The organism is Paenibacillus sp. EPM92 (assembly GCF_016586185.1).
Taxonomy (GTDB): Bacteria; Bacillota; Bacilli; order Paenibacillales; family NBRC-103111; genus Paenibacillus_G; species Paenibacillus_G validus.
In genome coordinates this window covers 71,244-84,238 of record NZ_BCPS01000079.1, presented here as the reverse complement: position 1 = coordinate 84,238, position 12,995 = coordinate 71,244, and the positions used below count along the sequence as shown (strand labels likewise).

The window sequence follows — 12,995 nt, the reverse complement described above, 5'->3', positions numbered from 1 at the left end:
CGCAATCAACGGCACCGGAGCCCTTATAAGTACGGGACTCGAATCCAATCGGAAGAGGTGCAGGTCATGGCATATAAACATTTGTTAGTCCAGGCGGAGCAAGGCATCGGCTGCATTACGATCAACCGGCCGGAAGTACGCAACGCTCTGAACGCTGCGACGATCGACGAGATCAGGGATGTACTGAATAACTGGAAAAAGGATTCCAATGTACAGGTCGTCGTTATTATCGGGTCTGGCGACACATCATTTGCCGCCGGAGCGGATATTGCCCAATTGAGGGAACGAACGGTGTTTGATGCGCTGGAAGCCCGGATGCAGTCCTTTTACAGTGAACTGGAATTGTACGAGAAACCAACCATCGCTGCAATCAACGGGTATGCATTGGGCGGCGGATGCGAGCTTGCCATGTCCTGCGATATTCGGATTGCCGGCTCCAATGCCAGATTGGGACTTCCGGAATTAAACTTGGGGATCATTCCCGGAGCGGGAGGCACACAGCGCCTGGCCCGACTGGTCGGGAGAGGCAAAGCGGTAGACATGATCCTGACGGGTGCGATCATTGATGCGGAAGAAGCCTTACGAATCGGCCTGGTTACCCAAGTCGCCCCCCTGGACAAATTAATGGAAACGGTACGCATCACGGCGGAAGCCATCATGGCCAAAGGGCCGCTTGCCGTTCGTCTTGCCAAACTTGCCATCCAAACCGGATTGGATACGAATCTCCAGACGGGACTTGTAGTCGAGAGGCTGGCACAAGCCGTGCTGTATACATCCGAAGACAAGCGGGAAGGGACTGCGGCATTCCTGGAAAAGCGTAGAGCGGAGTTTCAGGGACGATAACCGAACGCATAATCCGTCCCCTCCGAGTGCAAAAAATTTGCAGTGTGCAAAACCAGCGATGCATAAACAGGAGGGCGACATGAAAGCTGTAACTTTCGAAGGGGTAAAGAATATGTGAAACAGGTCGCCGATCCGGACGCTCCAGAAAAATGACGGGATTATCGTTCGGATCACCTCGACGGCCATATGCGGTTCCGATCTCCATATTTACCAGGGGGCGATCCAAGCCCAACCCGGATACGTGGTCGGACATGAACCGATGGGCATCGTCGAAGAAGTAGGCCCTGAGGTGACAAGGGTCAAGAAAGTCAACCGGGTCGTGCTGCCGTTCAATATCTCGTGCGGCAACTGTTTTTACTGCCAGCATGAAATGGAGAGCCAATGCGACAACTCCAACCCCAATCCTCAAGTGGATACGGGAGCCTATTTTGGATTTGCCGAACGTTACGGGAATTATCTGGTCGGGCAAGCCGAATTGCTGTATGTGCCGTACGGCAATTTCATGCCGTTCGTCATTCCGGAGTCATGCGAATTGGAGGACGAGAAGCCCGTTCAACATCGCGATGAACGCGGTGAGAAAATTCGGCACGATTCAGATTACGGGGGTATACGGTTCTAAATACAACCAGTTCATGTTCGGAAACATATGGGAACGAAACGTGAAACTGACCATGAGTCAGGCCCACGTGATTCACTACATGCCGATGAAAGCATTAAATACGTCTTGAAGCCGTAAAGTATGGATCCTTTTGGCACCGCCATAAATAAAAATCCTTGAAGAATCAGGGATTTTTTTTGTTTTAGAGATAGGAATGCTAATCATGGTATTCCAAACGGTCATGATGTAGTGTTAGAATGAGTAAAACGGAGATTCTGGAGGAAGCGCCATGGAACTTCTGGAAGTATTTAAAGCGTTGTCCAATGAAACGAGAATGCAGATCATACAGTGGTTAAAAGATCCGGAGATTCATTTTCCAAAACCGCAAAACGGGGATATACAAGAAGACGGGGTTTGCGTGAGCGATATCCATAAAAAAGTTGGATTGTCACAATCCACAGTGTCCCTTTACCTATCCATGCTGCAAAACGCCGGGTTGATAAAAGCAAAACGCATTGGGCAATTTACTTATTATAAAAGGGATGAGGAAAACATCAAAAAAATGACGGAATGGTTATCCAAAGAATTGTAAATCATAATCTTTGTATTCCACTCCTTTTTTAATGCTTGCATGATCCCGATTTTTATTTTATTATATCGATAATTATAGATATCTAAAAATAAGGATATGGAGGGACGAAGATGAATAAATTTGGAAAGCATAAAGGGTACTCACGCATGTTTAAAGAAAACAATCTGACTCTCGGATTGTTCTTTCCGTTGGAATCCTACGCAGGCAGCATTCCGGAGATGAATCTGGAAAAGCAAATTAAACTGGCGAAAAGAGCGGAGGAGCTGAATTTTGCCGCATTGTTCGTCAGGGATGTTCCGTTGCATGACCCGAATTTTGGGGATGTGGGCCAAATCTATGATCCCTGGGCCTATTTAGGATATATTGCCGCCCATACCCGAAACATCGCACTGGGCACCGCAAGCATTATTCTCACCTTGCGTCACCCGCTGCATGTCGCTAAAGCGGCGGCTTCCATCGATCACCTGTCCGGCGAACGTCTGGTTCTCGGCGTGGCGACCGGGGATCGCCCAATAGAATTCCCGGCCTTCTCAGTGGATTTCGAAGACCGTCCCCAATTGTTTCAGGAAGCCTTAACGGTCATGAGAAAAGTGTGGGGAGAGAGCTTTTCGACGATCCGATCGCAACGAGTCGAACTGTTGCAAGGGGGGGACCTGTTGCCCAAACCGCGGCTGGCGGATATTCCAGTGCTGGTAACCGGCCACAGCTCGCAGTCTGTTGAATGGATTGCCGAAAATAGTGACGGTTGGATGTATTATCCCCGAAACTTGAAATTCCAGGCGGATCTGATTAAAAATTGGCGCTCTCTTACCGATGAGTTTAAACCATTCAGCCAGTCTCTCTATATAGATTTGGCGGAGGATCCGAATCAGGCGCCAATCCCTATTCATCTAGGATTCCGAATCGGTCGCAAACCGCTGATTGAATTCATTCAGTTTCTTAAAAATGTGGGTGTCAATCATGTGATTATCAACTTGAAATATGGCCATCGTCCTGTTGAAGAAGTGATTGAAGAACTGGGAGAAGAGGTTCTCCCGCACTTTCCCGCATTAACCGGCGAACCACAAGAAATTTCGTAACAGGAAAGCCCCGGTTGCCGCGTGATCGGTTGGTTCACCAAAATCTGATGGGGAGTGGCTGATAATGAAGGTGCTGACGATCGTCTCGCATCCCAGAAGGGAATCCCTTACGTTTTCTGTGGCCGATCGTTTTGTTCAAGGACTCACCGATGCCGGACATGAAGTTGAAATGGCGGATTTGTACGGGGAGGAATTTCATCCGCTCGTCTTCGAACAAGATGAACCTGATTGGGATAACCCCCGGAAGAGCTATTCCGCACGTGTTCAAGCTGAAATGGCAAGGCTGAAGAGAAACGAGGGACTTGCGTTCATCTTTCCGTTATGGTGGTATTCCTTACCGGCCATGACGAAAGGCTATATAGACCGCGCGTGGAACTATGGTTTCGCTTATGGCGGAGCGCACCTTCCACACCAAAAAGTACTCTGGATTCCGCTTGTCGGGGAGACAGAAGATAGCTTGAAAAAACGGAGTTTCGATACCATGATTTCCCATTATCTGAATGTCGGTCTGGCTGGATATACGGGCATTTCACAGTCGGAAGTAGCATTTCTGTATAACACGCTGGCTGAAGAACTGGAGAGCGGGGATGAAATTAACAAGCATTACGAAAGTATGTTTCAACGAGTGTATGAGTTAGGGTATACCTACAGCGATTCGCTCGCTCACAAGTAAAAAATGAAGACGTATTAAATCGATGCGTTCATGGGAGAAAGACCCGGGAATCGATTTGCCGATAAGGAGGAGCTGGCAGCGATGGCTTACCGTGTTTATGCTATGGATTTTTCCTTCTACAACTCCATGGGAATTTACAGTTTTGAAGCACGATGCGAGATGCTGAAAGAGATCGGGTACGATGCGGCGCATTTGTCCATCTGGCACGGAGAGCGGTGGCGGGACGCGGCGAAGCTCGGCAGCGTCAAGCAGAGATATGGGCTGGACGTCGCGGGTGTGTACGTCGTGTTGGATCTCTCTTTAGGCGAGAGCCATCCGAGAAACCAAGGCATCCTGAATTTGTTGGAGACGCTGGAGGGTTGTTCGACCGTTGAGCTGGCGATCCAATCCGCAGGAAGTCATCTGCGCCCCTCAGACCCGGCGGGTGACGACGCTGTGGTGAAGTGGCTGGAACAAGCGCTCCAGATTTGCGAGCGGCGCAACATCGACATCCTGCTATACACGCATCTATCCTTCTGGGTCGAACGCCACGAAGATGCGGTGCGACTGTGCCGGCGTCTGAATCATCCCCGTTTGGGGATCGTATTCTGCGGTTTCCATTGGTACGCCGTTGACGGGACCAATCTAACAGGTACGCTGGAGGCGGTGGCGCCGTACCTGAAGCAAGTGAACCTGTCCGGCAGCCGTCGGAATCCGCACGGTTTTGGTGACGTTGCGACGATCGAGCCATTGGACGAAGGCGAGTTGGATAATTTCGCGTTGCTTGGGCAGCTTAAACAGATCGGTTTTCACGGGATGATCGGCTTTCAGGGTTGGAGCGAGGGGGGCGACGCCTACCTGAAGCTGAGTCGCTCGCTCCAAGCATTCCGTGACATGGAACGGCGTCTTGAGGCACATCCGCATTGGGCGGAGTTGAAATTGCTTCCGTAGCGTTTGGAAAACAGGAATATATTGCATAAACTAACTTGACAGATATGAATAGTATGATTAAAATCAATATGATCCATGGATTTGCAGATGGATATAAAAACTTAATCGACCGTTCAAACGGAGGTTCCCTACTACTTTCACAGTCCGAAAGTAAAGGGAACCTTTTTGGTTTAGAGGGTAGAAGGGGGATCTGACACGGAATAAAGTAATATATTTTTATATCTTAAAACTGACTAAACCGATAAACATAATCAAATTATCGGGATCAAGTTTAGACAAGAAAGGGGATTGACCACTATGGCAAAAAAGATACGCTTAAATCTATTTGATATGAATGTGATCGGGCATCTTGCACATGGAATATGGAATCATCCATCCGATGAACGCCGGCGGTTCAATGAACTGAGCTATTGGGTGGAATTGGCGCAGCTTGCAGAACGGGGGAAGTTTGACGCCATTTTTTTAGCAGACATTCTTGGGGTGTGTGACATTTATCAACAATCGCGGGACATTTCCGTGAAGACGGGCATGCAGGTACCAGCCAACGATCCCATGCTGATTGTCCCGGCGATGGCGCAAGCTACGACTCATTTGAGCTTCGCGGTAACCATTTCGACAACTTACGAGCATCCCTTTTCCTTAGCCCGCCGGTTGTCTACTCTCGACCATTTAACCAATGGACGGGTGGCATGGAATATTGTAACCACGGCCGTGACGAGCGCTGCCCGTAATTTTGGGCTGAGCGAGGTGATTCAACATGACAACCGATATGACATCGCTGACGAATTTTTAGAAGTTTGCTATAAATTGTGGGAAGGCAGCTGGGAAGACGATGCAGTTGTGCTCGAGAACGGCATCTATGCCGATCCGGCCAAAGTACATGAAATTAATCATCAAGGTCAGTATTTCAAAGTAGAAGGTCCTCACTTATGCGAACCGTCATCACAGCGTACGCCGGTCATTTATCAGGCAGGCAATTCAGATCGCGGGCGGAAATTTGCGGCCAGGCATGCGGAGTGCGTTTTTGTCGGTGGTACTTCGATGGATGCTGTTCGTTATTACACACAGGATATTCGTGAGAAGGCAAAGGCTTACGGCCGTGATCCCGAACAGCTGTTGATGTTCAAGGGACTGAATGTAGTGGTTGGGAAAACAGCAGGCGAAGCCAGGGATAAGTTCGAAGATTACAAAAAATATTGGAGTGCCGAAGGAGCTTGGGCTCATTTTGGCGGATCGACGAATTTGAATTTGGCTGATTATGATCCGGATGAGATCTTCGAATATGTGGAAACCGTGGGCAACCAAACCCACACCGCTCAATACAGCAAGTTCGGGAACAAAAAGCGGACTGTGCGGGAGGTGATGGAAGCTATCGGGGATTTCGGAGGCAGTGCAGGCGGAGCCAATATGGTTGTCGGAACGCCGATCGAGGTTGCTGATTACATTCAGCACTTGGTCGAGGAAGCCGGAATCGACGGCATTAATCTGGCCCAAGTCACGACACCGGGAACCGTGAAGGATTTTATCGAACTTGTGCTGCCGGAGCTGCAAAACCGCGGGCTTGTAAAAGAAGAGTACGAGGAAGGCTCGTATCGGCAAAAACTATTCGGGGGCAACGGTCGACTGCCCGACCATCATCCGGGAGCTCGCTTCCGCAAAGTCGGTCTTGCAAAGTGATGACCTATCACAATTTATTTTTAGGGGGAGGGAAACCAATGAAAACAAAGACAGCACATGCATTTATAGCATTAGTCGTCGTTTTTGCCATGATACTTTCGGGCTGCACAAGCAAAGAGCAGGGAACCATCGCCGAATCTACCTCCACGAAAGACGCACCGAAACAAGGCGGAACGCTCATCGTAGGTCTTAATGCGGAAATTACGGTACTCGATCCTTCACGGGAGGCAGGTTGGGAAACTTTCCGGGTCAACCGTCAAATTCACGAATCGTTGGTAACCGAGGATTTATCCAAGCCGACAAAGGAAGTGCCGATTCCTCCTCTTAAACCTGCACTGGCTGAATCCTGGAAAGTTTCTGAGGATGGTCTGATATATACGTTTCACTTGAGGCGGGGAGTCAATTTCCATGACGGCACGCCATTCAACGCTGCGGCTGTGGAATTTAATATCCGCCGAGCCTGGGATCCTCAGTTCGAATATTACGATAAGATTAGCGCCGCAGTCATGCAGCTTACCTATAACGGCTTGAAAGAAATTAAAACCCCGGATGATTACACGGTCGAATTGATATTTGAAAAGCCGTTTTCCCCTTTCCTGCGCATGCTCGCTCAAGGCAGTGGGGGTACGGGATTGATCTTGAGTCCTACGGCGCTCAAGAAATGGGGGAACGACGGTTATGCAGAGCATCCCGTTGGAACAGGCCCGTTCCAATTCGTTGAAAGGATTCGTGGGGAAAAAATTGAGTTGAAACGTTTCGATGGATACTGGGGAGATAAACCTTATCTCGACAAAGTGATTTTCCGGCCGATTCCTGATGACAATGCTCGAGTAACCGCTTTGGAGACAGGGGAAATCGATATCATTTCGTGGCCATCAAGGGATAGTGTTGCCAAACTAAGGGATAAAGGGTTCAAAATTGGGGAAGGTGACTTGCCATCTATTTTTTATTATGCTTTTAATTTTGATAGTCCATACTTTAAAGATCCCAAAATCCGGCAAGCGTTTATTTATGCCATTGATCGAGAAGGACTTGCGAGAGATCTGTTAAAAAACACCGTTTCTCCGGCATTTAGTATTCAAAATCCCGGCAATGAAGCTTTTGATCCGAATTTTAAGGATTTCAGCTATAATCCGGAGAAGGCTAAGGCGCTTTTGAAAGAGGCAGGTTATCCGGAAGGGTTCGAAACAAAATTGATCACCTATGCGGGGAAGGAACCTGTCGCCGAATGGATACAACGGGACTTGGCCAAAGTCGGAATCAAGTTAAAGATCCAGACCTATGACTGGAACAGCTATTTAGCCGTAAAGAAAGCCAAGACGCCAGATATAGGTTTAGACAGTATGGAATGGGGATTTGTTACTCCCTATTGGCTATATATTGTCGCTCATTCTAATAGCGGGTCAAACAGCGGAAAGTACGTAAGCCCTGCCTTCGATCAAGCCGTAGACAAAGCCATTCTGGAACCGAACCAGCAAAAATCAATTACCTATTGGAAAGAAGCTAACAAGATTATTGCTGAGGATGCTGGAATACTGCCAATCTATTACGATCGCACACATTATGCGATTGGTAAAAATGTGAACGGGTTTGTTGTCGCTGCCCAAGATTGGTATGACTTGAACAAAGTTTGGATTAAACAGTAAACAAATCTTGATAAGGAGGGGAAGATCGATTTGATGTCGGGATTCGTATTGAAGAGAATTCTCTCGGTACTTCCTGTGCTCTTCAGCGTGACTTTCTTTGTATTTTTAACCGTCTATTTAAGCCCCGGCGATCCGGTGTCCAATATTCTGGGGCAACAGGCCACGCCGGAGAATGTCGTGGAATTACGTAAAGAGTTCGGTTTAGATGAACCGTTTTTGATGCAGTATTTCCTTTGGTTGAGTCACATCGTAAAAGGGGATTTGGGAGATTCGATCATTATGCGTGTTCCGGTTATGGATGTTTTGATGAAAAATTTTAAAAACACGCTCATTCTGACTTTGGGAAGCCTAATCATTTGTGCCGGTTTAGGAGTAGTAATCGGTGTGTTGTCCGGTTTAAAACCGTCTTCCTGGTTTGATCGAATCAGTATGTTTCTTGCACAGCTCGGTGCCAGTGTTCCGGTGTTTTGGCTTGGGATTGTCCTCATGTGGATATTCTCCCTTCAACTCGGATGGCTCCCTTCATCCGGCATGTACGATATGAGAAATGAGGGAAGCTTCTTCAGTCTTCTCGAGCATATGCTGCTGCCTTCCGTGGCTACGGCGATCGTATCGCTGGCTGTTATTGCAAGGCTGACCCGTTCGAGCTTGATGGATGTCATGAATGCCGATTACATTAAAACGTTTCGATCCTATGGGATGCCGGCAAGCTTGATCATACGAAGACACGTGTTCCGTAATATGCTATCTCCAGTCATCAATATTACCGGATTGCAAATCGGACATTTGCTTGGGGGCGTATTATTCGTGGAAATGGTTTTCTCCTGGCCCGGCATAGGAACGCTGCTTTACCAAGCCATAACAGCCCATGACATTCCGATGATTCAAGCAGGCGTTTTGTTCGTTGCTTTCAGTTTTGTACTCGTGAACTTGATTACCGATCTCGTTGTAGATATGCTCAATCCGCGAATGAGCGGCTAAGTTTTCCAAGCAGGCAAGAGGTGTACAAAATGCGAAACAGAGAGGCATGGATCCCGACGACGTTAAACCCGAAATTAGATGTAAATCAGGCATGGAGAAGAATCCGTCAAGACAAACAAACTTTAGCAGGCATGTTGATCGTGCTAGCCGCTATTCTGATCTCGTTGCTGGCGCCATGGATCTCCCCTTATGACCCGAATGCCGGCGATGGTGCTCTACGCCTTTCGCCTCCTGGTACGCCAGGGCATCTGCTGGGGCTGGATGATCAAGGCAGGGATATACTGAGCCGTCTGATATGGGGGAGCCGATATTCCTTGCTTGCGGCTCTGCTGCCGATCACAATCGCTTTTGTTATCAGTATATGGTTAGGTCTAACGGCTGGCTTTGTCCAAGGGAGGATTGGCGAATTGATCATGCGGATCTTGGATGTACTTTTTGCGTTCCCAATGATTCTTTTCGCGATTGCGATAGCAGCAATATTAGGTCCAGGTGTGATGACCATACTTGTTACCATTACAGTAGCGCTCATCCCTTATATGTCGAGAGTCGTTTTCGCTTCCGTCAAAGAGGAGAAAGGTAAAGAATATATTGAGGCGGCACGTATGCTTGGAGCTTCTACGACGTCCATACTTTTCAGGGAATTGCTTCCTAACGTCATCTCACCGTTAATCGTCTATGCCACTACTTTAGTCGGTTCCATGATCGTATTCTCATCGGGACTTAGTTTTCTGGGATTGGGTATTCAACCGCCCGATTCAGACTGGGGCAGAATGACTGGAGATGGAATGAAGGTTTTGACGCAGGGTGCGCCCCATGTGGCTACGATTCCAGGATTACTCATCATGCTGGTCTCACTTGGATTTAATTGGCTGGGAGATGGATTAAGAGATTGGCTGGATCCTTATAAACGAATGAAATGATAAAATCCGATAAAAGGAGGCGATCGCTTGTCATTACTGGAAGTTCGCAATCTCCATACGGAGCTTGTCACTCCCCGTGGTACTGTCAAAGCGGTGAATGGTATCGATTTCCAAGTGTCTCCCGGTGAAGTGTTGGCACTGGTAGGGGAATCCGGATCTGGAAAGAGCATGACCGCACTTTCCATTATGGGATTGCTTCCCAAGAATACGGCACAAATCACGTCTGGTGAAATACGTTTTAATCAAACGGAAATCACTAGTTTGGAAGAGAAAGAGTATAACCTGATTCGCGGTAAAGAAATCTCGATGATCTTTCAAAATCCATTGACGGCGCTCGACCCCTCTTACAAAATCGGCACGCAATTGGTTGAGACGATTGCGTACCGCCGGGGGATCAACAAGAAAGAGGCGGTGATCGAAGCCCGGCAGTGGCTTCAAAGAGTGGGAATTTCCGATGTAGAGCGTGTGCTGAAGTCCTATCCTCACGCCTTAAGCGGCGGGATGAGGCAGCGTATGATGATCGCGATGGCGATCAGCTGCCGACCCAAGCTAATTATTGCGGACGAACCTACTACGGCACTCGACGCCACCATTCAGAAACAGATTCTGAATTTATTGAAGAGCATCAACCAGGAGTTTAATACTTCAATCATCATCATCACCCACGATTTTGGTGTGGTGGCCTATTTGAGCGACAAGGTGGCGGTCATGTATGCGGGGAAAATTGTGGAATACGGAAATACGAGCCGTATTCTTTCAGCTCCGGAACATCCGTATACACGGGGACTGATCCGTTCGGTGCCCGAAATCGGGAACAAAGGCACAAAGTCAGCACGCCGCAGATTATCTCAAATTGATGGAGTTCCACCCGATTTAATGAATATGCCACAAGGCTGCAGTTTCGGGAGCCGCTGCAAGGAGGCGACGGAACGCTGCTTCAGCCACCCGCCCGGGGTAGTTTCCTTGGGACAGGAACATCTGGTCTCTTGCTTTCAACGGGAGGTGAAGCGAAGTGACGCTGCTGGTTGAAACGAAGAACTTGAGTAAGACCTACAGCATTACGTCAGGCTTTTTGTGGAAGAAGCCGCATCGTTTTAAGGCAGTTGACGGGGTTGACTTGGCCATTCGCAGCGGAGAAATCGTAGGCCTGATCGGGGAGTCCGGTTCTGGTAAATCTACATTGGGCCGACTGATTGCAAGGCTCATTCAACCGAGTGAAGGGAGCGTTTATTTTGACGGCAAAGACATAACCAATCTTTCCCATAAAGAATTGATTCCATATTACCGAAGGATGCAGGTTATCTTTCAGGACAGTGCTTCATCCTTAAATCCGCGTAAAACGATCGGAGAACAAATCGTGACTCCCATGTTGAGGATGGGGATTGCCAATCATCGATCGGAAGCGGAATTTTCCGTATATCTCATACTGGAGAAGGTGGGGTTGAAAAAAGAACATTTTACCCGCTATCCTCACGAGTTTTCCGGCGGACAGCGTCAACGAATCGGGATCGCACGGGCATTAGCCGTACAAGCGGAATTTCTTATCCTGGATGAGCCTACTTCCGCCTTGGATGTATCCATTCAAGCCCAAATTTTAAACTTGCTGTTGGATTTGCGTGAGGAATTAAATCTAACGTATTTATTTATCGGGCATAACCTGGCGGTCATCGAGTTTTTCTGTGACAGAGTGGCTGTGATGGATAAAGGACGGGTGGTCGAAATGCTGCCGGCAGATGAATTGTACGAAAGGGCAGTACACCCGTCAACTCGAAAGTTAGTAGATTCTGTCTTGTCCCTCGACCCAGGAGTGCAGCGGTATTCATAAACGGTCAGTACAAAATTTACCAAATAGAATGGAGAGATAAGAAATGAGTTTAGTGATAAATGAAACGGATCTATATTTTGAAAAAGCGGTTCAGCTGGCGCAAGAGTTTGCCAAGGATGCGGTAGAACGAGATAAAGCAGGCGGGACACCGATCCGGCAGCTGAATATGCTTCGGGAAAGCGGTTTGTTGAATTTGCTTATCCCCAAGCAATACGGGGGAGAGGGACAACCGTGGTCGGCTGTGCTGCGCATCGTTCGGGAGTTTGCCAAGGTGGACGCGTCACTTGCCCATTTGTACGGCTACCATTTTATAGCGGTAGGGTCACCGCATTGGCATGGTTCACCTAAACAAAAAGAGTATTATTACACGGAATCGGCCAAAAACAACTGGTTTTGGGGAAATTCAGTAAATGCAATGAGCCGAAGTTTGTTTGGTAAACGCGACGGGGATCGGTATATTTTGAACGGGAAGAGGCCTTTTAGTTCAGGGGCGCCAGGTTCGGACTATCTCATTATTAGCTGGGAGGACGATCAAACTTTCGAGCTGATTTATGGGGCTATTCCGACCAATCGTCAAGGCGTTACGGTTCATGAAGATTGGGATGGCATCGGACAGAAACAAACCGGCAGCGGAACGGTGTCCTTTGGGGATGTCATTGTGGAGAAAGAGGAGATCTTGGATACGAATTATCATAAGCATACGGCTTTCTCTACGATTTCTCCTTCCTTTTCTCAAAGTGTGCTGCTCAATGTATTTATCGGCAGTGCGCTTGGCGCCATTGAAGAGGCAAGCAAGTACACCACTACGACTTCACGCGCATGGATAACTTCCGGAGTGGAAAAAGCCTCGGAGGATCCCTCTATCCTCCGTCAGTATGGCGAGTTTTGGGTCGAAGTCCAAGGGGCTGTAAGTTTGGCCGACAGAGCATGGGTCCAATTAGACCGGGCTTGGGAGAAAGAGTTCGATTTGACCGAAGAGGAACGCGGGGAAACGGCCGTTCTTGTCGCTGCCGCCAATGTGCTGGCCGGGAAAGTGGCGTTGGACGTGACCAGCCGGATCTTTGATGTGATGGGCGCGCGTTCTGCCACGACCAAATACGGTTTTGACCGTTTCTGGCGCAACGTTCGTACGCATACTCTCCATAATCCTGCGGAATACAAGCTACGCAACGTGGGAAGGTGGGTGTTAACCAAAGAATATCCAACGCCAGGCTATTACTCTTGATTTCAT

At 48.4% G+C, this 12,995-nt stretch carries 12 protein-coding genes and 1 pseudogene; all 13 read left to right on the top strand.

The features are described from left to right. Nucleotides 1–66 precede the first annotated feature (66 nt). Nucleotides 67–843 carry an enoyl-CoA hydratase-related protein gene (locus JMF85_RS19055; RefSeq protein WP_155615324.1) on the top strand — a complete coding sequence of 259 codons (777 nt, stop codon included), beginning with the start codon at nt 67–69 and terminating at the stop codon, nt 841–843. A gap of 79 nt (nt 844–922) precedes the next feature. Further along, a pseudogene (locus tag JMF85_RS19050) lies at nt 923–1,387 on the top strand (alcohol dehydrogenase catalytic domain-containing protein); the annotation flags it as partial. A 343-nt stretch (nt 1,388–1,730) separates the two neighbouring features. Next, on the top strand, nt 1,731–2,033 hold the full coding sequence (locus tag JMF85_RS19045) for an ArsR/SmtB family transcription factor (protein ID WP_127609877.1): 303 nt from the start codon (nt 1,731–1,733) through the stop codon (nt 2,031–2,033). Between the two features lie 110 nt (nt 2,034–2,143). Next, entirely contained in the window at nt 2,144–3,112 is a 969-nt protein-coding gene (locus JMF85_RS19040) for an LLM class oxidoreductase (protein ID WP_127609875.1), read from the top strand. 64 nt (nt 3,113–3,176) lie between these two features. After that, entirely contained in the window at nt 3,177–3,785 is a 609-nt protein-coding gene (locus JMF85_RS19035) for an NAD(P)H oxidoreductase (protein WP_155615325.1), read from the top strand. A gap of 81 nt (nt 3,786–3,866) precedes the next feature. Beyond that, nucleotides 3,867–4,715, top strand: coding sequence for a sugar phosphate isomerase/epimerase family protein (locus tag JMF85_RS19030; RefSeq protein WP_127609871.1), 849 nt, complete (start codon nt 3,867–3,869; stop codon nt 4,713–4,715). Between the two features lie 297 nt (nt 4,716–5,012). Next, nucleotides 5,013–6,392: an LLM class flavin-dependent oxidoreductase gene (locus tag JMF85_RS19025; RefSeq protein WP_201318740.1), complete on the top strand. Its 1,380-nt coding sequence runs from the start codon at nt 5,013–5,015 to the stop codon at nt 6,390–6,392. Between the two features lie 38 nt (nt 6,393–6,430). Then, complete coding sequence (locus tag JMF85_RS19020; RefSeq protein ID WP_201318739.1) at nt 6,431–8,038, top strand: ABC transporter substrate-binding protein; 1,608 nt, start codon at nt 6,431–6,433, stop codon at nt 8,036–8,038. 33 nt (nt 8,039–8,071) lie between these two features. Continuing rightward, nucleotides 8,072–9,019 (top strand): ABC transporter permease, encoded by a 948-nt coding sequence (locus JMF85_RS19015; RefSeq protein WP_201318738.1) that lies wholly within the window; start codon nt 8,072–8,074, stop codon nt 9,017–9,019. A gap of 29 nt (nt 9,020–9,048) precedes the next feature. After that, the gene (locus JMF85_RS19010; RefSeq protein ID WP_201318737.1) at nt 9,049–9,939 is read left to right on the top strand and encodes an ABC transporter permease; all 891 of its coding nucleotides are present in this window, start codon (nt 9,049–9,051) and stop codon (nt 9,937–9,939) included. 27 nt (nt 9,940–9,966) lie between these two features. Continuing rightward, the gene (locus JMF85_RS19005) at nt 9,967–10,968 is read left to right on the top strand and encodes an ABC transporter ATP-binding protein (protein WP_201318736.1); all 1,002 of its coding nucleotides are present in this window, start codon (nt 9,967–9,969) and stop codon (nt 10,966–10,968) included. Beyond that, the gene (locus JMF85_RS19000; RefSeq protein ID WP_127609863.1) at nt 10,952–11,764 is read left to right on the top strand and encodes an ATP-binding cassette domain-containing protein; all 813 of its coding nucleotides are present in this window, start codon (nt 10,952–10,954) and stop codon (nt 11,762–11,764) included. The genes JMF85_RS19005 and JMF85_RS19000 overlap by 17 nt, the downstream gene beginning before the upstream one ends. A gap of 43 nt (nt 11,765–11,807) precedes the next feature. Continuing rightward, nucleotides 11,808–12,989 (top strand): acyl-CoA dehydrogenase family protein, encoded by a 1,182-nt coding sequence (locus JMF85_RS18995; protein WP_155615329.1) that lies wholly within the window; start codon nt 11,808–11,810, stop codon nt 12,987–12,989. Nucleotides 12,990–12,995: the final 6 nt, after the last annotated feature.